This is a genomic window from Vibrio aestuarianus (assembly GCF_012395185.1).
GTDB classification, from domain to species: Bacteria; Pseudomonadota; Gammaproteobacteria; order Enterobacterales; family Vibrionaceae; genus Vibrio; species Vibrio aestuarianus.
On sequence record NZ_JAAZTU010000008.1, the window covers coordinates 80,488 to 101,097 of the forward strand.

Genomic DNA, 20,610 nt, shown 5'->3' on the forward strand with positions numbered 1-20,610 from the left:
ATGCCTTTGTGCGAATTTTTGTGTGCTTAACGTGCAGATACTTGTCGTGTTAAGCGCAAAATAGTTGGATTCTGGAGATATCATGAGCAACGAAAAAAACACCATGAAAGAAGAAGAGCTACAGCAAGATGTAGTTGAGCAAGAAGCTGAAGCTGTGGGTACTGAAGCTGATATCGATTGGAACGAAAGCGTTGAATTGGATGAGCAAGAAGCCAAAATTGCTCAATTAGAAGCCGCGTTACTATCGAGCGAAGCAAAAATTCAAGAGCAGCAAGATACAGTTCTAAGAGCAAAAGCTGAAGTTGAAAATATGCGTCGTCGCTCTGAAGCTGAAATTGATAAAGCGCGTAAGTACGCGTTGAGTCGTTTTGCTGAAGAGTTATTACCAGTACTGGATAACCTAGAGCGCGCTATCCAAGCGGCTGACGCTGACAATGAAGTGATCAAGCCATTGGTTGAAGGTGTCGAGCTTACGCATAAAACGTTTGTTGGCGTAATTGAAAAATTTGGCCTGAAAGAAATTAATCCAGAAGGCGAAGTATTTAATCCTGAGTTCCACCAAGCGATGTCGATCCAAGAAAGCGCCGATCACGAGCCGAATACGGTGATGTTTGTGATGCAAAAAGGCTACGAACTTAATGGTCGCGTTGTTCGCCCTGCAATGGTGATGGTTTCAAAATAATCATTTTTAATTGATCGGTGCGCAATTTAGTTATTGTTTCTCCATGATGTTATTTAAGAGTGATGATTTGCAATCAAGTTTTGGCTTGTTTGCTGTACAAGGGAGGCTAAGGCCTCTCTTTTTAATGAGTAGATGTTTGATAGAAGAAAACTCATGGTTTATGTCGTTATGCCTAGCGCGTATTCCTGTATTCATCGGCACGAAGAAGAGTTTAGATATAAAAATCGTAATTTTTTTCAAATTTGCCCTTGAAATGGTTTTTAGCGCCCCTATTTATTGGGCATACGAGAAACAAACATCCTTGTTTAGTTTGTGAGCCAGGGTTGAAACCCTGTTCTCCAGCCCCATATTGGGGATAGTGAAAAACAAAATAGAATTTATTTGGAGATAGCCAGATGGGTAAGATCATTGGTATTGACTTAGGTACTACTAACTCTTGTGTTGCTGTTTTAGATGGCGACAAACCTCGCGTAATCGAAAACGCAGAAGGTGAGCGTACAACGGCATCGGTAATTGCATATACAGATGGTGAGACGCTAGTAGGTCAGCCTGCAAAACGTCAAGCGGTAACAAACCCAACCAACACGCTATTTGCAATTAAGCGTTTGATCGGTCGTCGTTTTGAAGACGAAGAAGTACAACGTGACATCGAAATCATGCCTTACAAAATTGTAAAAGCTGATAACGGTGATGCTTGGGTTGAAGCAAAAGGCCAGAAAATGGCGGCTCCTCAAGTTTCAGCTGAAATTCTTAAGAAAATGAAGAAAACAGCTGAAGACTTCCTAGGTGAAGAAGTCACTGGCGCAGTAATCACTGTTCCTGCTTACTTTAACGATGCTCAACGCCAAGCAACAAAAGATGCTGGTCGTATTGCTGGTCTAGACGTTAAACGTATCATCAACGAACCAACGGCTGCTGCTCTAGCATACGGCCTAGACAAGTCAGGCGGCGATCGCGTTATCGCAGTTTACGACCTTGGTGGTGGTACATTTGATATTTCAATCATCGAGATCGATGAAGTTGAAGGCGAGAAAACATTTGAAGTTCTAGCAACTAACGGTGACACACACCTTGGTGGTGAAGACTTCGATAACCGCTTGATCAACTACCTCGTTGATGAGTTCAAAAAAGAACAAGGCATCAACCTGAAAACTGATCCGTTAGCAATGCAACGTGTTAAAGAAGCGGCAGAAAAAGCGAAAATTGAGCTTTCTTCAGCTTCTCAAACTGACGTAAATCTGCCTTACGTAACGGCAGATGCAACGGGTCCTAAGCACATGAACGTTAAAGTAACGCGTGCGAAACTAGAATCTCTAGTTGAAGACCTAGTACAACGTTCACTTGAGCCTCTAAAAGTTGCTCTAGCGGATGCTGACCTATCTGTAGGTGACATTACTGATGTTATCCTCGTTGGTGGTCAGACTCGTATGCCAATGGTTCAAGCGAAAGTGGCTGAGTTCTTCGGTAAAGAAGCTCGTCGTGACGTGAACCCTGATGAAGCAGTAGCGGTTGGTGCGGCAATTCAAGGTGGTGTACTAGCGGGTGATGTTAAAGACGTACTATTGCTAGACGTTACTCCTCTATCTTTCGGTATCGAAACGATGGGTGGTGTAATGACTAAACTGATTGAGAAAAACACAACCATCCCAACCAAAGCGGATCAAGTGTTCTCAACAGCTGAAGATAACCAAAGCGCAGTAACGATTCACGTTCTTCAAGGTGAGCGTAAGCAAGCGACTTACAACAAGTCTCTTGGTCAGTTTAACCTAGAGGGTATTCAACCTGCGCCACGTGGTATGCCACAAATTGAAGTAACTTTCGACCTTGATGCTGATGGTATCTTGAAGGTATCAGCGAAAGACAAACAAACTGGTAAAGAGCAGAAGATTACGATCCAAGCTTCAGGTGGTCTGTCTGATGAAGAAATCGAGAAAATGGTACAAGAAGCAGAAGCTAACAAAGAAGCGGACAAGAAGTTCGAAGAGTTAGTGGTTGCACGTAACCAAGCTGACCAAATGATTCACGGTACACGTAAGCAAATTGAAGAAGCGGGTGATGCGCTTCCTGCTGACGATAAAGTGAAAATTGAAGCGGCGATTACAGAGCTAGAAGAAGCGAAGAAAGGCGAAGATAAAGAAGCTATCGACGCTAAAGTTCAAGCTTTAATGGCTGCTGCTCAGAAGCTGATGGAAATCGCTCAACAGAAAGCTCAAGCACAGCAAGCCGGTGAAGGCCAGCAACAATCAGCAGAAGATGATGTTGTAGATGCTGAGTTTGAAGAAGTTAAAGAAGACAAGAAGTAATTCTCTTTACTAGAGTTGCCTAATTTAGGTGTTAGAAGTGCGATAGAGATAACGCACTTCCTCCTAAATCAAGCTATCTAGTTTTGAATCAAGATCCTTGTCTGGACTATTCTTGCGGGCGTTTGAGGTAACTCTTACGCCCGTACGTTTGTAAGTCATAATCAAAAACATTGGTGTCTATCTAACTAAAAGTGTCTTTTTAATTTTAGTTCATTAGAATCTAGAGCCATTAGTTAGATTGATATAAACACCGAACGATATTTGTCGTTTGCAGTAATAAATTGGTGACGAAGAACATGTCAAAACGTGATTTTTACGAAGTATTAGGCGTTGGCCGAGATGCCTCTGAGCGCGATATTAAAAAGGCGTATAAACGCTTAGCAATGAAGTTTCACCCTGATAGAAATCAAGGGGATGCAAGCGCTTCGGATAAGTTTAAAGAAGTAAAAGAAGCGTATGAAATTTTAACTGACCCACAAAAGAAAGCCGCTTATGATCAATATGGTCATGCAGCCTTTCAACAAGGCGGCATGGGCGGTGGTGGCTTCGGTGGCGGTGGTAGCGCAGACTTCGGCGACATTTTCGGTGATGTCTTTGGTGATATCTTTGGCGGTGGTCGCCGTGGTGGTGGCCAAGCTCGTGCACAACGCGGTGCAGACTTACGCTACAACATGGAATTATCGCTAGAAGAAGCGGTTCGTGGTTGTTCGAAAGAAATTGAAATACCAACACTAGTGCATTGTGACAGTTGTGAAGGGACGGGTGCTAAGAAGGGCACGTCGGCTCAGACTTGTGGCACTTGTCATGGGCATGGTCAAGTTCAGATGCGTCAGGGTTTCTTTGCTGTTCAACAAACCTGTCCAACCTGTAATGGTAAAGGTAAGATCATCAAAGACCCATGTAACGTGTGTCATGGCCAAGGTCGCAAGCAAAAATCGAAAACGCTGAGTGTGAAAATTCCAGCGGGCGTAGATACGGGCGATCGCATCCGTCTATCCGGTGAAGGTGAAGCTGGGGAAATGGGCGCACCAGCTGGCGATTTGTACGTACAAGTGCATGTCAAAGAGCACAACATTTTTGAGCGTGATGGCAATAACTTGTACTGCGAAGTTCCTGTTAGCTTTACGATGGCAGCGCTTGGTGGGGAAGTTGAAGTCCCAACATTAGATGGCCGTGTTAGCTTAAAAGTACCTGAAGAAACGCAAACTGGACGTATGTTCCGTATGCGCGGCAAGGGTGTGAAAGGCGTTCGTGGTGGAGCGATTGGCGATTTGATCGTTAAGTTGGTCGTTGAAACACCGGTCAAACTTAGCGCACGCCAAAAAGAGCTATTACGTGAATTTGAAGATACTTGCGGTGGGGATGCAGCGAATAAGCATAAACCTAAATCGGAAGGTTTTTTCAATGGCGTTAAAAAGTTCTTTGATGACTTAACTAGCTAATAGCGCGTTAACAATATGATATTTCAAGGCTCGCAATTGCGGGCCTTGTTTGTTTTTGGCATTCACAAACCATAAGCTATTTCCAACACGTTTTCGGCTCGGCTTCATTATTGGCTGTGAGTGTCATTTTCTTATCACTGAGCAAACATGGGTCTTTATCTTGCCCCTTAGTCGCTTGTGCCGTTGCGGTAATGATATAAGCATGGGTTGCAGAGCTCGCAACAGCAAATAGATAGCGCTCGCTATCACTATCACAAATTAGACATGTTCCTCCTGACATGATCTGACTCCAGCTATAACCATTGTCGTAGTGATGCTCTAGCGTGAGCTGAATTTTCGCCATATCTGCCAATGCGGTTGTCCTATGTCCTTTCAATACATGTTTGCTGTAACTAGGGTAGGCGATAGCCGCTAACAGGCTAATGATTGATACGACGATCAATAATTCGATCAATGTCATTCCTAATCGTCTTATTTTGTTGCCGTTGCAGAGTGAATTTCGAATTATCACGTGGAGTTCCTTATCGATTTCCCGCTCATTTTTATTAGGTGTTAGCATTCGCGCAAGATGAATTTTGTTTCATATTTTATTTACATGGGAGTTTGGGAAATGGCTCGCGGATTTACTCTGTTAGAACTGCTGATCACTGTAATGGTACTTGCCGTTTTACTGTCGGTTGCCGCTCCGAGTTTTACGCGTGTCAGTGAGAGTCAAAAAATGAAGCGCTTAGCTAATGAATTGAATGGATTTGTGATGAATGCTCGCTCAGAAGCGGTGAGAAGAAAAACAGAGTTATGGGCTCATATCGCTATTTCTGGCGCAAGTAATAACAGTGGTGATTGGTCTATCGTGTTAACGGATTCTGCCACCAATCCTGGAGGAACCGTTCTTTCATCCCTTTCTGGAGAGGCTTATAACAATATCGAGGTATCGACAACGTATGTTTCAGAACAGATTAATTTCGATGCAATTAATGGCCGAGCGACTAGCGGCAGTTTTATTTTTACCAGCAGTGGTGGTGCTTTAAAATTAGGATCATTTCGCCTTTCGGGAAAAATGAGAATATGCGCTGTTGGAGGAGACCACTTTGGTTTCAAGGCGTGTTCTTAATTCATTGCAACAAGGCGGGGCTACGTTGATCGAATTTATGGTCGCGTCAGTTATTGGTTTAATGGCTATTGGCATCATTGGTTCGGTATTTGTCACTAGTCAGAGCAGCGCAGCAGAAAGAGGTAAAGAACTACTGCTGCTGCAACAAGTCTATGGCACTTTACAATACTTAAAACAAGACATTCAGCGAGCGGGCTACGCTGGTGATAGTCGCTCCCCTTTACGGCTGCAAGATAGTGATGATCTGGTTTATATTTCGGCGGATGCCAAAACGATTGCTTACGCTTACTTAGATGACCGCCAACCGCCTGAACAAATTCGTAATGTATCACTGAGCTGGGTTTCTGGTGAGTTGAAAGTGTGTGATAGACCGTCGTCAATGGTGACAAAAACAGTGTCAGCAGCGACATCGGGTTGCTCGGCTATTTTTGAACCGCAGCAAATCATGGTGACTAAGTTTCACGTGCAGCAAGTAAGCTTGGCATCATCGGGGGTCAGCTCTGCTTATCTCACTATTTCGATGGCCGCAGCATTAGTTGGTGATCCTAGTGTTTCTCATGCACTTGCAATCAATATTAAGCAGAGGAATTGGCAATGAGGCGAGCGAAGTGGCGAGGGGCAATTACGCTATTAGTCACAGCATTGCTATTGGCTATTACCTTGATGCTGGTTTTGGGCAGTTATCGCGCGACCCTTTATCAAATCAAAAGAGCGCAAAATGAAATTGAAACAAGGCAAGATCACTGGCGAGCAGAGGGTGGACTTGAGTGCGTTTATACGCAATTTAAACTGGCAGATGGGTTACCTGGTACACTTCAACCTTGTCTATTTACCACACCTGTCGTATTGACCTTAGAACCATTGGCGAACGGCTATTTAGTTTCAGCTCGTTCTCATTACCTTTCTCTTTCCAAAACAATTTTAACGTCTGGTGCCTTACAACCGGGCGCGATGCAATCCAGCGCCGATCTCTATTTTCATTCAAGTGCGACATTTTCAACGCCAGATCCCGGAGCATTAACCGCAGATGGATGGCAATGTATTGCACTTAGATATCGCAGTCGATTTTATGCGGCCGTGGTCGACAACAAGGGTATTGTTCATGGAGTTCCTCCCTACGCCGATTTTAACAATCCGGATGGTAAGGAGTGTATTAACCTTGAAGGTAATGACCATTTATCTTCATTAATTGGTGGTATTGGTGTTGGGCGAGATTTCGTGTTGGATCCTGATGTATCGCCATTTGAAGCATATTTTGGTGTACCTGTTACTGAGCACAATACAGTAAGAGATAGTGGTGAATTTACAGTGATTAGCGGCAGCGGTTCGCCCAAAACTGTTAGCCATTGCGGGACTAAATTGGCAAGTGAAATTGACGCTGGTAATACTCGGGTTTGGCTAGAAGGAGGCTGTGAAATTGAGAGTTCAGAATATAACGCTCTTGTCGACGCGACTCAAACAACGCAGGGGGTGACTATTTTGGTGCATGATGGGTTAATGTCGATAATGGGTAAGCCCGAGTTAGGTGCTTCTGCCCATCCATTCAAAGGTGTGCTATTTCATTTTAATGTAGATTACCAACCGACGGTGGCAGACTGGGCGGCTTTTGCCGCCAATGCTTATTTAAACCATGCATCGAGTCCAATTGAGAACAGTTATCGCACGGCAGCTTCTTATTATCAGCATGGTGCATTTGCAGTGTCAGGTGGGCAGTTTTTTGATGCTAAAGGGCAAGCGGCTATTTTCTTCAATTCGCTGGATTTTCGTTTTAATAAAGATGTGATTGATGAATCAAGGAAACCTTTTAATACCGTCAAATGGCGCAAGGGGTCGTGGAATGATCTCTAAACACAAAGGTTTTAGCCTTATCGAAGTGATGATTGCTTTTCTATTGATTGGTATTAGTAGCCTAGGGTTAGTGAAACTGCACATTTATGTTGAGCAAAGAGCAGACTTTGCTTTGCATAGTATTGAAGCGCTTCATTTGGCTGAAAATAAACTGGAGTGGTTTCGCACTCGTGGTGCGTCCTCAGCGTTATCTTCCATGACACTAGCAGATTTCTCTACCGATATTATTGATGGGCAAGATACCTCGCACTCTTTTTATACTTTACGTTGGTCTGTTCCCTCTGTGAGCTTATCGGGCGCATTAAAGAGTATTGATATCGAAGTATCATGGTTTGATCGTCAAGGGGAAAAGCAGTCTGTGAAGTTGCAAACGATGCTCTCAGCATTCAGCGAATTTGATTAATCAGTTCCTACTTGGCGGTTAGTAAGCTCAACACGCACTAATGCTTTTTTTATGAGGTAACGCCTATTGATACGAGCATTTATTTCTTTGCTAACTCAGTGTTTACTTATAAATGGAATCAATGTTTTTGCGCTAAGGTTATCTGTTTGTAGTGCTAATTGATATTTGCTTGTATGTGGATTGTTGTAGTGTGGTGCTGTTTTTGCAAGTTATGTCTCCATTTTTGCAAAAACACACAGGGTGTTGTGTTTTAGCTTTCTCTTTGTTATAGAATTATCGCTAATTATTGGGTCGAAAAACTATTTTACGAAGACCTGCGAATGCAACATCACATATGGAGTTACCAATGAGTAACCAAGCGACACAACAAGCACCATCGCCGAAGCCGAGCGGTATGGATCGCTTTTTAAACTTTATTGAACGAGCAGGTAACAAAATCCCAGATCCTGCTATTTTGTTTTTCTGGGCACTGGTTATTGTTTGGGTTTCATCTGCACTTTTGTCGAATGTTACATTCGATCTTATCAATCCTCGCACGGGTGAAGCACTGCAAGTTAACAACTTACTGACTGGCCAAGCGCTTGCGAGCTTTTTAGCGAATATGGTCACCACATTCACCAGTTTTGCGCCATTAGGCATCGTTTTGGTCGCCATGCTTGGTGTTGGTGTTGCTGACTCTTCAGGCTTTATCACCACGGGTTTGAAGAAAATGCTGAACTTCACACCCGCTAAGCTTCTTACCCCAATGCTGATTTTAGTGGCTATTGTTTCCCATACAGCCGCTGATGCTGGTTATGTACTGGTCATTCCATTGGGCGGTATTATCTTCCATGCTGCGGGGCGTCATCCATTAGCTGGTATTGCCGCGGCTTTTGCTGGTGTATCGGGTGGTTTTTCAGCGAACTTTATTCCTTCAGGTATTGACCCGCTACTGGCTGGCTTTACTCAAACGGCTGCTCAAGTACTGGATCCTGACTATGTGGTTAACCCGTTAGCGAATATTTTCTTCACCGGCCTTTCATCAATCATCATTGTGGCGATTGGTTGGTACGTGACAGAGAAAATCATTGAGCCACGTTTGGCTAAAATGCCTGTTGATGAAGATGCAGAAACCGCACCCGATTTAGGTACTTTTACTGCGATTGAATCAAAAGCATTTAAGTATGCGGGGTGGGCAATGATTGTTGGTATTGGTTTGCTTGTGGCAGCACTGATCCCTGAAAATTCAGCGCTCCGTTCACCTGATGGTGAGCTCACCGCATTCTCTGCACCAGTGATGAAATCTATTGTGCCACTGATTTTTATCCTATTTATTATTCCGGGCATTGTTTATGGCCGTGTCGCTGGTACTTTTAAAAACAGCAATGATGTCATTAAAGCAATGTCTGCAACGATGGCAACGATGGGCGCGTACATTGTTATGTCGTTCTTCTGTGCTCAGTTCTTGTCAGCATTTGGTCAATCGAACATCGGTACTATGTTGGCGTTGTATGGCGCTGAAGGTCTCAAAGCGATGGATCTACCTGGTCAGGCTACGATTGTTGGTATGATTCTACTGACAGCGTGCGTTAACTTGTTGGTAGGCTCTGCGTCAGCTAAGTGGGCATTAATTGGTCCAATTCTAGTACCAATGTTAATGGCGGTGGGGATCTCTCCTGAACTCTCGCAAGCGGCTTACCGTGTAGGTGATTCAGTTTCTAACATTATCTCTCCGCTAATGGTGTTCTTCCCACTGGTTGTTGTTTATTGCCAACGTTATGTGAAATCAACAGGTATTGGTACATTAGCGTCATTGATGATGCCGTTCTCAATTGCAATGCTTATCGGTTGGACGGTTTTCTTGCTGGCTTATTGGGCTTTCGGTATCCCTCTAGGCGTGCAAGCACCATATACTTACAGCATGTAAGTGATGCTTCAAATCAAGTAAAGAAGGCCCGTGATACTGTTCACGGGCTTTTTTGTGGACGATTCGAAGCTTATGGATTGAGATGTTGTGCATGGAAGGCTAAATGTTCATCAATGAAACTTTGAATAAAAAAGTAACTATGATCGTAGCCTTTATGCATTCTTAAAGTGAGTGGGCTATTTGAAGCTTGCGCTGCCGCTGCGAGTCGTTCTGGTTTTAACTGTGCGTGTAAAAAAGTATCTTCTTCTCCCTGATCAACCAAAATTGGCAGCTTGGGCGTGTGTGAACTTAAGAGCTCAACCGCGTCATAAGCTTTCCAAGCTTGTTGATCATTACCAAGGTAATGTCGAAATGCTTTTTGTCCCCAGGGACATTGCATAGGGTTACAGATAGGACTGAAAGCGGATATTGATTGATAGCGTGTAGCATTTTTTAATCCAATGGTCAGCGCTCCATGGCCTCCCATGCTGTGTCCTGATATGGCGCGTTTATCATTGACTGGAAAATGTTGCTCAATCAAATCTGGCAGTTCTTGTACGATGTACGAGTACATCTGATAGTGCTGAGACCAAGGCGCTTGGGTTGCATTGAGATAAAACCCCGCGCCTAAGCCTAAGTCGTAGCAACCTTGTGGATCATCAGGCACTCCTTCTCCTCGTGGGCTAGTATCAGCCGCGACAATCGCGATACCTAACTTGGCCGCCTCTTTGAAAGCGCCTGCTTTTTGCATGAAATTTTCATCGTTACAGGTTAAGCCGGATAACCAATACAGAACCGGAACGGGGTGATGGTCAGCTTGCGGGGGAAGGAAAATGGCGAAACGCATGGTACATCCCAACGCTTGTGATCGATGTGTGTACTGTTTATGCCAGCCACCGAAGACTTTGGCTTGGCTAATATTTTCAATATTCATAGTATGACCTATCAAGCACCTCATTGAGAGGTGCTTGCTGACTGAAGGTGTGAACTGAAGTCGTTATTTATCAAAATGAACCACAGAGCGGATACTTTCCCCTTTATGCATGAGTTCAAAAGCATGGTTGATATCTTCTAAGCCCATCGTGTGAGTAATGAATTCCTGCAAACCAAACTCGCCAGCCATGTAACGTTCAACGATTTCTGGCAGTTCTGAGCGACCTTTAACGCCCCCAAATGCACTGCCTCGCCATACTCGACCGGTCACTAATTGGAAAGGACGGGTTGAAATTTCTTGCCCAGCACCTGCAACCCCAATAATGACAGATTCCCCCCAGCCTTTGTGACAACATTCGAGTGCTTGACGCATCACGTTGACGTTACCAATACACTCAAAAGAAAAATCAACACCGCCATCAGTCATCTCAATGATCACATCTTGGATTGGTTTATCGACCTTTCGCGGATTAATGCAATCGGTCGCGCCTAGCTGAGTCGCCAATTCAAACTTACTTTCGTTGATATCAATCCCAATGATGCGGCTCGCACCAGCCATTCTCGCCCCAATTATTGCCGAAAGACCAATGCCGCCTAAGCCAAAGATCGCCACGGTATCACCTTGCTTAACTTTGGCGGTATTAAGCACTGCGCCCATACCAGTAGTTACGCCACACCCAAGTAAACAGACTTCTTCTAATGGCGCATCTTTATTGACTTTGGCTAATGAAATTTCCGGCAATACGGTGTACTCAGAAAAGGTAGAGCAGCCCATGTAATGGAAGATGGGTTGGCCATCTTTATAAAAGCGGGTGGTGCCATCGGGCATCAATCCTTTACCTTGAGTTTCACGCACCGCTTGGCAAAGGTTAGTTTTACCTGATTGACAAAACTTACACTCACCACATTCTGCGGTGTAGAGAGGAATGACATGATCACCGACATCGACGCTTGTTACACCCTCGCCAACCATTTCGACAATACCACCGCCCTCATGCCCTAAAATGGCAGGAAATATGCCCTCAGGGTCTTCACCTGAAAGGGTAAAAGCGTCGGTGTGGCATACTCCGGTCGCCACAATACGTACCAACACTTCGCCTTTTTTAGGCAACATGACGTCAACTTCTTCGACTTTCAGAGGTTGATTTGGTCCCCATGCAATAGCAGCACGAGATTTAATGAATTGAGGTTGTGACATAATGTTTTCCTTTTCGCCTGAATGGTTGTATCCACTGAGTCATTCGTGTGGCTTTATTAAGCATCACTGATTCAGTCGATGGGCTTTGATATAGGTATAACAGCGAATGTCGCTGAGTGTTAATGACAGTATATTTATTTCTAAAATTTTTATAATCAGTCTAAAATAAGAATTACTTTTACGTATCAGTAATAATTAAAATGGCGAATTGGGAAGGCATCAATGAATTTGTAGCGGTCGCTGAGACTGGTAGTTTTACATCTGCGGCACACAAACTGGCGACTTCAGTGGCTAATGTAAGTCGTCGTATTGCGACATTAGAAGCGCGTTTGGCGGTTAAATTATTGCAACGAACAACGCGAAAGGTCTCGCTGACTGAAGCGGGGCAACTTTATTATCATCAATGTCGTCAGTTGGTGGAAGGGTTAGAGTTAGCAGAGCTTACAGTAACCCAAATGCAGCAAACGCCCTCTGGCTTATTAAAGGTCACCGCGCCCGTGACGTATGGTGAACAAAAAGTGGCGCCATTACTGAATCAATTTTTACAACAGCACCCTCGACTGGAATTAGACTTGATTCTGACTAACCAAAAGCTCGATCTTATTGAACAAGGGGTTGATGTTGCGGTGCGTCTTGGGCAATTAGAGGATTCGAGCTTTATTGCTAAAAAATTGAGTAATCGGCAGTTGTTTGTTTGCGCAAGTCCTGACTATTTGGCTCAGTATGGTACGCCACACACTTTGTCTGAACTGACTCATCATCAATGTTTACAAGGAACGATGGGATATTGGCGCTTTAAAGATAATCAGCGTTCTCGTCAGATAAGTGTTAAAGGTAAAATCAAGTGCAATAGCGGTGTAGCGTTACTTAATGCCGCGTTGCAAGGTATTGGAATGGTACAATTACCAGATTATTACGTAGAGGCATATTTAGCATCAGGTGAGCTGGTGGAAGTGCTATTGCCGTATCGTGATGATCGCGAGGGCGTGTGGGCACTTTATCCTCACAATCGTCATTTGTCATCTAAGGTGAGGTTGCTGGTCGACTTTCTTGCTGATGCGCTATAACCCTAACAACGATAACAGAGAAATACGCGAACTATGAATACGAGTTTTACTCCTCAAGATTATCAATTTATGCGCCGTGCTATCGAGTTGGCCGATATAGCGGAACAAGCCGGTGAGGTGCCGGTAGGGGCCGTACTTGTCAAAAATGGTGAGATCATTGCTGAAGGATGGAATTGTTCGATTGGCAGCCACGATGCAACCGCTCATGCTGAAATTCAAGTATTGCGTCAAGCTGGCCATGTGCTCGGTAATTATCGTCTGTTAGACACAACGTTGTATGTCACTTTAGAGCCGTGCCCTATGTGTGCAGGAGCGCTGCTGCATAGCCGAGTAAAGCGCATTGTTTATGGTGCGCCAGATCTTAAAGCTGGGGCTGCAGGTACAGTGCTGAATTTATTTGAAAGCCAAGCATCGTATCACTATGCAACCATTGAAAAAGGGTTGTTAGAAGATGAGTGTCGAACTCAGTTACAGAGTTTTTTTAAGAGAAGAAGAGCAGAGATCCAAACAGCGAAGAAGTTAAAAAGGGAACAAGAGAAAGAGTGAGTTTTTAGCAAACATCTAGCGATGTAGATGTTTGCCGATTGATCTAAGAAGCGAGCAATTGCATAAATGCACGATTACGCCAAATAATTTTCTTTTTATTATTGGCCAGCATGCGCTTACGGCGGTTCGCTGATACGGTTTTACTAAGGTGTTTTGACTGCGTTCTACGTTTAAGCATAAAACAACCTCCTACTGCTAAGTTTTGACAATAATCCCTAACCTTTTAGGGTGCCTTTTGACAATGTAAGTCTGTCTTTATAGAGCCTGATTGTTACCGTAATATGAAACTTGTGAAACGATCTGGCTCACAATTTGATGTATGGGTTGCACACCTGAAAATCAAGTGCGCATTTTTCGTCCATACGAAGTAATCAGAATACATTATTGCGGGGCGCTATTCGCCTCTTTTGCATCTTGAGCTGCTTCTCTTTCGGCATCATCAAGCAGTGTTTCATCTTCAATATTGATTACGACTAAATCAGCGGTGTCAGATTCTGACTGTGACGCATTTTGTTGATCAACGTGGCCGATAATACTTTGATAATAACGACGAATGTTTTCCACATATGCTTTTGCTTCATCGCCCCTTGCGTACCCATAACGCGTTTGGCTGAAGTATTTTTTCTGTCTCAGCAGTGGCAGGCGTTCTTTAACCTCGGTCCACGAATCAGGGTTAGCGCCTTGCAACTTGGTTAAGCGTCTGGCATCCATCATATGTCCATAACCGACATTATAAGAGGCAAGAGCAAACCAAATCTTTTCATGCTCTGAAATTGAATCAGGAATTCGTTTGACCATTCTACGTAAATATTCGACGCCACCTCGCACCGATTGTTCAGGATCGAGTCGATTGGCAACATCAACACTTCTTGCGGTAGGCTGAGTCAACATCATCATGCCTCGCACCCCTGTTGGCGATTTGGCACGTGGATTCCAATGTGACTCTTGGTAAGCCAGTGCGGCTACTAAGCGCCAGTCAAATTCATCTGAATATTTCTGGAAAAGAGGAGACCACTTAGGTAATCGGCTATCTAAAGCGCGTATGAAAGCGCGAGTATCGACATAGTCGAACGTGCCAACGTGTCCAATGTATTTCTCTTCCAAGGCGGCTAAATGGCCTGATTGTTTTAGGTTGCCAAAAAATTCAATCATTAAAGCGTAAAGGCTTTCATCTTCGGAACGTTTAACGTACCAAGCAATCGGCTGATCTTCAGTTAATTCGAAAGCAACCGCTAAATCGGGGTTCACTCGTTGCGAAAGCGAGACTTCAACCGAGTCGGCCATGGTGAAGCGCAATTTGCCTTCAGAGACCTGTTTGAGTAGATCTGTGACATCTGCGTTGCGATCAACGCGGTATTGAAAGTCTGGATGAGCTTGCTTTATGGCATTTAAGGTATTTTCAAAATGAGACTCTTCGACGATAGAAAAAATATCGTTGCCCTGATTCTCTGCTATTAGCTCAGCCTGCTTTGCCAGTAACTGGTCTAGGTTTCTTGGTCGCCACAAGCCTTTTTTATACACCACTTGCTGGCTGACATAGTAGTAGGCTGGCCCTGCCCTAAACCCTTTTAAGTGCTGAGTTGATTGACTTAAACCCGCGGCGATCATGTCTATCTCGCCATTTTTGAGTGCAGGGAACAGGCTCGATAAGCGATAAGCCGGTTTCATCTCTAATTTAACGCCGAGCTCGTTAGCAAAATCACGAGCTAATTCGTAATCTAATCCTGCTGGGCCATCGGGACCAATATAGTAAGAAAGCTGATTGTTAATCGTACCAACACGTAATACACCACGTTCGCGAATATGATCGAGTTCGCTTTTCGGATCGGAATCAATTTGGCAGCCAACGATCAACAAAGGGAGTAGTAACAGAAGTAGTGAGCGATGAAGCTGATTTAAATAATAGTTGGGCATTTAAGGGAGATCTCTTACATCAATTGATACCTTTATATCAAAGGCCGCCATATTGGCAAAGTTCCAGATTAAAAATGGCTGCAAAAGTGTCGGTTGCCGCTTGAATATGGGTGTATTTCAAATTTGACAAAAAAAATGACGCAAACGGTTGCTTTTGGTGTTACGTCACAAAAAGAATTCCTTTATAATGCGCTCGAAAGTTGGAGGTTAAATTGGTATGAATTCAAGTTTATTGTTTTAACTTATTGTATTTTAAGTTTTTGTGAGTTCATTCCAATTACACCTCAACCCACTGTATAAGAGACCTAAGCACATGAGAATTTTGCGTGGCTCCCCAGCTCTTTCTGAGTTTCGTGTTAACAAACTCGTTGAACTTTGTCGTGAACAGCAATTACCTGTTTCTGGTATTTACGCGGAGTTCATGCATTTTGCCGATCTCTCAGCAGATTTAGACGCTCAAGCACTTGAAAAGTTAGAGAAGCTTCTTACTTACGGCCCAACCATTCAAGAGCATGAACCACAAGGTCTTCTCCTGCTTGTTACTCCTCGCCCGGGCACAATTTCTCCTTGGTCTTCGAAAGCAACAGATATTGCTCATAACTGTGGTTTAGCTAATGTAAAGCGTTTGGAACGCGGTACCGCTTATTACATTGAGTCTGAAGGTGAGCTTTCCGCTGAACAGATCAACGCCATTCAAGCATTGATTCATGACCGCATGATGGAAGTGGTATTTACAGAATTTGAAGCGGCCAATGCACTATTTAAAGTGGCACAACCTGCTCCGGTTGCGGATGTTGATCTATTAAACGGTGGTCGCGCTGCGCTTGAACAAGCAAACGTTACCCTTGGCCTTGCATTGGCAGAGGATGAGATCGATTACTTACTCGAAAGCTTTGTTTCTAAACTAAAGCGTAATCCAACCGACATCGAATTGATGATGTTTGCGCAAGCGAACTCTGAACATTGTCGCCACAAAATCTTTAACGCAGATTGGACCATTGATGGTGTAAAGCAAGATAAATCACTGTTCAAGATGATCAAAAACACCTTTGAAGTGACGCCAGATCACGTTCTATCGGCTTACAAAGACAACGCTGCGGTGATGGTCGGGTCAGAGGTAGGACGCTTTTTCCCAAATCCAGAAACTCGTCAATATGGTTACAGCCATGAGAAAGCACATATTTTGATGAAGGTGGAAACACACAACCACCCAACAGCTATCTCTCCTTGGCCTGGTGCTTCTACTGGTTCTGGCGGTGAAATTCGCGATGAAGGCGCAACCGGTATTGGCGGTAAACCTAAAGCGGGTCTGGTTGGTTTTACCACCTCTAACCTACGTATTCCAGGTTTTGAACAGCCATGGGAAACAGACTTTGGTAAGCCAGGTCGAATCGTTAACGCATTAGATATCATGCTCGAAGGCCCACTAGGTGGCGCGGCATTCAACAACGAATTTGGTCGTCCAAACCTACTTGGTTACTTCCGTACTTACGAAGAGAAAGTAAACTCTCACGCAGGTGAAGAAGTGCGTGGTTACCACAAGCCAATCATGATTGCTGGTGGTATGGGTAACATCCGTGACGAGCACGTGCAGAAGAAAGAAATTCCAGTCGGTGCAAGCCTAATCGTGCTTGGTGGTCCGGCTATGAATATCGGCCTTGGTGGTGGAGCGGCTTCGTCAATGGCGTCTGGTCAATCAGCAGAAGATCTTGATTTCGCTTCAGTACAACGTGAGAACCCAGAGATGGAACGTCGTTGTCAGGAAGTGATTGACCGCTGTTGGCAGCTAGGTGATGCAAACCCAATCGCGTTTATCCACGATGTGGGCGCGGGCGGTATTTCTAATGCACTTCCAGAGCTTGTGGATGATGGCGAACGTGGCGGTATTTTCCAACTGCGTGATGTGCCAAACGATGAGCCGGGTATGAGTCCGTTAGAAATCTGGTGTAATGAGTCACAAGAACGTTACGTAATGGCTGTCGCTCCTGAAAATATGGCTGTCTTTGATGCAATTTGTAAACGCGAACGTGCACCATATGCAGTGGTTGGGGTAGCGACAGAAGAACGCGAGCTCAAGCTTGAAGATTCACACTTTAACAACACGCCAATCGATATGCCAATGGACATCCTATTAGGTAAAACGCCTAAGATGCACCGTGATGCGAAAACGTTAAAAGCAAACAACCCTGCCATCGATCGCAGTGGTATTGAACTTAACGAAGCGATTGATCGTGTTTTACGCCTACCAACGGTTGCCGAGAAAACTTTCCTTATCACCATTGGTGATCGCACGGTAACGGGGTTAGTTGCACGTGACCAAATGGTTGGGCCATGGCAGGTGCCAGTGGCAAACTGTGCAGTCACCGCAGCCAGCTACGATACTTACCATGGTGAAGCGATGTCGATGGGTGAGCGTACGCCAGTAGCTTTGCTTGACTTTGGTGCATCAGCTCGTTTAGCCGTTGGTGAAGCGATTACTAATATTGCTGCAACCAACATCGGTGATATCAAACACATTAAACTATCAGCAAACTGGATGTCTCCCGCCGGTCACCCTGGTGAAGATGCTGGTCTTTACGAAGCGGTGAAAGCGGTCGGTGAAGAGCTGTGTCCTGCACTTGGTCTGACGATTCCTGTTGGTAAAGACTCGATGTCGATGAAAACCAAGTGGGATGAAAACGGTGAGCAGAAAGAAGTGACTTCGCCACTTTCTCTTGTCATCACGGCGTTTGCTCGTGTTGAAGATGTACGTAAAACCATTACGCCACAACTTCGTACTGATAAAGGTGATACATCGCTGGTTCTTATCGACCTAGGTAATGGTAAAAACCGCTTAGGTGCCACGGCACTGGCGCAAGTTTACAAGCAGCTTGGTGATAAACCCGCAGACGTTGACAACGCAGCCCAGCTAAAAGGCTTCTATGAAGGCATTCAAGCACTGGTCGCTAATGATCAAATCGTCGCTTATCACGATAAAGGCGATGGTGGTTTGTTTGTTACTCTGGCTGAGATGGCATTTGCCGGTCACTGTGGTGTGAAAGCCGACATTGCTGCACTAGGCGATGATGCGTTGGCTGTGTTATTTAATGAAGAGCTAGGTGCAGTCCTTCAAGTTAAGAACGACGATCTAGATGCTGTTCTTTCTACTCTGGCAGCAAACGGCTTAGAAGCATGCTCACATGTTATCGGCAGCGTTGGTGCGTCTGATGAGCTAGTGATTACCTCTGGCGACACAGTAGTTTTAGAGCGTAATCGTACTGAGCTACGTACTATCTGGGCAGAAACTACGCACAAGATGCAAGCTCTACGTGATAACCCAGCATGTGCAAACCAAGAGCATGAAGCGAAGAAAGACAACTCTGACCCAGGTCTAAACGTTAAATTAAGTTTTGATGTAAACCAAGATATTGCCGCGCCATACATTGCTAAAGGTGCTAAACCGAAAATGGCGATTCTACGTGAGCAGGGTGTGAACTCTCATGTCGAAATGGCGGCGGCGTTCGACCGTGCTGGTTTTGAAGCGACCGATATCCACATGAGCGATATCTTAACTGGTCAAGCGGCGTTAGAAGAGTATCAAGGCCTTGTGGCATGTGGTGGTTTTTCTTACGGTGATGTATTGGGTGCGGGTGAAGGTTGGGCTAAATCCGTGCTGTTTAATGCACAAGCACGTGATCAGTTCGAAAACTTCTTCAAGCGTGAAGATACGTTCTCATTAGGTGTGTGTAATGGCTGTCAAATGCTATCTAACCTCAAAGAGTTGATACCAGGTGCAGATTTGTGGCCGCGTTTTGTACGCAATGAATCAGAGCGTTTCGAAGCTCGCTTTAGCTTAGTTGAAGTACAAAAATCAGACTCATTGTTCTTCAATGAAATGGCTGGTTCACGTATGCCAATTGCGGTTTCTCATGGCGAAGGTCGTGTCGAAGTGCGTGATACGGCGCATCTTGCAGCTATTGAACAATCAGCTACTGTTGCGCTACGTTTTGTCGACAATAATGGTCAAGTTACTCAGCAATACCCGAATAACCCGAATGGTTCACCAAACGCGATTACGGGCTTAACCACAACAGATGGGCGCGTTACTATTATGATGCCACACCCAGAGCGCGTGTTCCGTACCGTCGCGAACTCTTGGTATCCGGATTCATGGGGTGAAAACAGCCCTTGGATGCGTATGTTCCAAAATGCACGTAAAAATCTGGGTTAATGATGTCATTCATTTCGTGATTTGACTGATAAGATTAAAGCCGCTGCATTTCAGCGGCTTTTCTTATTTATGCTGGGAGCGAAAATTTTGTAAAATATGCGGAAAAGATCTGTGATTTATGCTCTAATGCCGCGCTTACCAAGGGATGGTGTTCAACATACTCTACAAAGTGGAGTGATACTAATCGTAATCAATATCTGGCTTACAGTGATGATTATGGTTAACGTTGATGAGTAATCCCTTATTCTTCCCTTAGGAAAACGAAAATGTCTGAAAGTAAAAAATTCACTATCCGTGTGACTGAAAAACGTAATGGTTGGGCGGCTGAAATTGTTCGTCAAGTAACCGCTCATAGAAGCACAGTATCAAAGCGTGAAACTGGTTTTGAAAGCGAAGAGCTTGCGAAAACTTGGGCTGAGAAAGAGCTAGCAGGTTTTATTGAAAACCAAGTGAAGCGTAATGAACGCAAAGCAGAATCAAGAAAAGAGAAAAAAGCGTAATTCTTTATTAAAAAGATAATGCTGTACTAACAATGAAGAACCCCGCTCGGTGAGCGGGGTTCTTTTTTTCGTTCAGTTATAAGCGCCGATTTAGTCAGTAGCTATCTGAATTGACCAACCTCGGCTAGAAATTCAAAACCAGCACTGGCAAGACGAGCTTCTAAAGCGCTGCGATCAATATCAAAGTAGTTAGCCAGTTTGTCGAGATCACCACTAAAGTCATCACGCAATTTCATGTTTACGATACTCATCAACATGATGGGATCCATCGAAGCAAAATTAGCTAAGTTCATTACTTATCCTCAAAGTCTGAAATTAGCAGATTAGCAGCGGCAAAGGCGGCTTGCTCGCGCACTTCCTTCGGTAGCGATTGGTTGGCTGCCACATCATTAAGTGCTTTAACAGCACAAGAAATAGCTTGAGGAATATAGGCTTGATCACCACTGCCAATTTGAGCGTAAAGCTCACGTACTAAATCACAACAACCGTAAACTTGCATGGTCTGAATCCTAATAAATGATAACTGCTCTCAATATACACATTGATTTTAGGAAAGACAAAACCAGAA

General features: G+C 44.3%; 19 protein-coding genes. 12 read left to right on the plus strand and 7 right to left on the minus strand.

The window, feature by feature from the left end; translation table 11 throughout:
- Positions 1 to 82 precede the first annotated feature (82 nt).
- From grpE to dnaJ, 3 genes are all read left to right on the plus strand, one after another.
- A complete protein-coding gene (gene grpE, locus HGG78_RS05445) occupies positions 83 to 682 on the plus strand; it encodes a nucleotide exchange factor GrpE (protein ID WP_172532281.1) in 600 nt (199 codons plus the stop codon).
- Between the two features lie 395 nt (positions 683 to 1,077).
- Complete coding sequence (gene dnaK, locus HGG78_RS05450) at positions 1,078 to 2,985, plus strand: molecular chaperone DnaK (RefSeq protein ID WP_053310358.1); 1,908 nt, start codon at positions 1,078 to 1,080, stop codon at positions 2,983 to 2,985.
- 296 nt (positions 2,986 to 3,281) lie between these two features.
- The gene (dnaJ, locus tag HGG78_RS05455) at positions 3,282 to 4,427 is read left to right on the plus strand and encodes a molecular chaperone DnaJ (protein WP_171980232.1); all 1,146 of its coding nucleotides are present in this window, start codon (positions 3,282 to 3,284) and stop codon (positions 4,425 to 4,427) included.
- Between the two features lie 76 nt (positions 4,428 to 4,503).
- On the opposite strand, the gene HGG78_RS05460 is transcribed toward dnaJ, so the two are convergent.
- Entirely contained in the window at positions 4,504 to 4,986 is a 483-nt protein-coding gene (locus tag HGG78_RS05460; RefSeq protein ID WP_172532282.1) for a type IV pilin protein, read from the minus strand.
- 51 nt (positions 4,987 to 5,037) lie between these two features.
- Between HGG78_RS05460 and HGG78_RS05465 the strand changes: the two genes are divergently transcribed.
- From HGG78_RS05465 to HGG78_RS05485, 5 genes are all read left to right on the plus strand, one after another.
- Entirely contained in the window at positions 5,038 to 5,538 is a 501-nt protein-coding gene (locus HGG78_RS05465; RefSeq protein ID WP_053310355.1) for a GspH/FimT family pseudopilin, read from the plus strand.
- A complete protein-coding gene (locus HGG78_RS05470; RefSeq protein ID WP_254068132.1) occupies positions 5,516 to 6,136 on the plus strand; it encodes a PilW family protein in 621 nt (206 codons plus the stop codon). The genes HGG78_RS05465 and HGG78_RS05470 overlap by 23 nt, the downstream gene beginning before the upstream one ends.
- A complete protein-coding gene (locus tag HGG78_RS05475) occupies positions 6,133 to 7,386 on the plus strand; it encodes a hypothetical protein (RefSeq protein WP_053310353.1) in 1,254 nt (417 codons plus the stop codon). The genes HGG78_RS05470 and HGG78_RS05475 overlap by 4 nt, the downstream gene beginning before the upstream one ends.
- The gene (locus tag HGG78_RS05480; protein ID WP_172532283.1) at positions 7,376 to 7,789 is read left to right on the plus strand and encodes a type IV pilus modification PilV family protein; all 414 of its coding nucleotides are present in this window, start codon (positions 7,376 to 7,378) and stop codon (positions 7,787 to 7,789) included. The genes HGG78_RS05475 and HGG78_RS05480 overlap by 11 nt, the downstream gene beginning before the upstream one ends.
- Before the next feature lie 346 nt (positions 7,790 to 8,135).
- Positions 8,136 to 9,695, plus strand: coding sequence for an AbgT family transporter (locus HGG78_RS05485; protein WP_168780629.1), 1,560 nt, complete (start codon positions 8,136 to 8,138; stop codon positions 9,693 to 9,695).
- A 70-nt stretch (positions 9,696 to 9,765) separates the two neighbouring features.
- Here the strand turns inward: HGG78_RS05485 and fghA are convergent, their stop codons facing one another.
- Complete coding sequence (gene fghA, locus HGG78_RS05490) at positions 9,766 to 10,608, minus strand: S-formylglutathione hydrolase (protein ID WP_168523022.1); 843 nt, start codon at positions 10,606 to 10,608, stop codon at positions 9,766 to 9,768.
- A 63-nt stretch (positions 10,609 to 10,671) separates the two neighbouring features.
- On the minus strand, positions 10,672 to 11,805 hold the full coding sequence (locus HGG78_RS05495; RefSeq protein ID WP_172532284.1) for an S-(hydroxymethyl)glutathione dehydrogenase/class III alcohol dehydrogenase: 1,134 nt from the start codon (positions 11,803 to 11,805) through the stop codon (positions 10,672 to 10,674).
- A gap of 200 nt (positions 11,806 to 12,005) precedes the next feature.
- Here HGG78_RS05495 and HGG78_RS05500 point away from each other — a divergent pair, with 200 nt between their 5' ends.
- Entirely contained in the window at positions 12,006 to 12,872 is an 867-nt protein-coding gene (locus tag HGG78_RS05500) for a LysR family transcriptional regulator (protein ID WP_053310348.1), read from the plus strand.
- A gap of 33 nt (positions 12,873 to 12,905) precedes the next feature.
- Entirely contained in the window at positions 12,906 to 13,418 is a 513-nt protein-coding gene (gene tadA, locus HGG78_RS05505) for a tRNA adenosine(34) deaminase TadA (RefSeq protein WP_172532285.1), read from the plus strand.
- A 43-nt stretch (positions 13,419 to 13,461) separates the two neighbouring features.
- Here the strand turns inward: tadA and HGG78_RS19120 are convergent, their stop codons facing one another.
- Positions 13,462 to 13,596: a hypothetical protein gene (locus HGG78_RS19120; RefSeq protein WP_255091331.1), complete on the minus strand. Its 135-nt coding sequence runs from the start codon at positions 13,594 to 13,596 to the stop codon at positions 13,462 to 13,464.
- Between the two features lie 203 nt (positions 13,597 to 13,799).
- Positions 13,800 to 15,332 (minus strand): membrane-bound lytic murein transglycosylase MltF, encoded by a 1,533-nt coding sequence (mltF, locus tag HGG78_RS05510; protein ID WP_172532286.1) that lies wholly within the window; start codon positions 15,330 to 15,332, stop codon positions 13,800 to 13,802.
- A 313-nt stretch (positions 15,333 to 15,645) separates the two neighbouring features.
- Here mltF and purL point away from each other — a divergent pair, with 313 nt between their 5' ends.
- Positions 15,646 to 19,542: a phosphoribosylformylglycinamidine synthase gene (gene purL, locus HGG78_RS05515; RefSeq protein ID WP_172532287.1), complete on the plus strand. Its 3,897-nt coding sequence runs from the start codon at positions 15,646 to 15,648 to the stop codon at positions 19,540 to 19,542.
- 266 nt (positions 19,543 to 19,808) lie between these two features.
- Complete coding sequence (locus HGG78_RS05520; protein ID WP_053310344.1) at positions 19,809 to 20,042, plus strand: DUF3622 domain-containing protein; 234 nt, start codon at positions 19,809 to 19,811, stop codon at positions 20,040 to 20,042.
- 101 nt (positions 20,043 to 20,143) lie between these two features.
- Here HGG78_RS05520 and HGG78_RS05525 read toward each other — a convergent pair whose 3' ends face one another.
- Positions 20,144 to 20,335, minus strand: coding sequence for a DUF4250 domain-containing protein (locus HGG78_RS05525; protein ID WP_172532288.1), 192 nt, complete (start codon positions 20,333 to 20,335; stop codon positions 20,144 to 20,146).
- The gene (locus HGG78_RS05530) at positions 20,335 to 20,541 is read right to left on the minus strand and encodes a YaeP family protein (protein ID WP_053310342.1); all 207 of its coding nucleotides are present in this window, start codon (positions 20,539 to 20,541) and stop codon (positions 20,335 to 20,337) included. Before HGG78_RS05530 ends, HGG78_RS05525 begins: the two co-directional genes overlap by 1 nt.
- Positions 20,542 to 20,610: the final 69 nt, after the last annotated feature.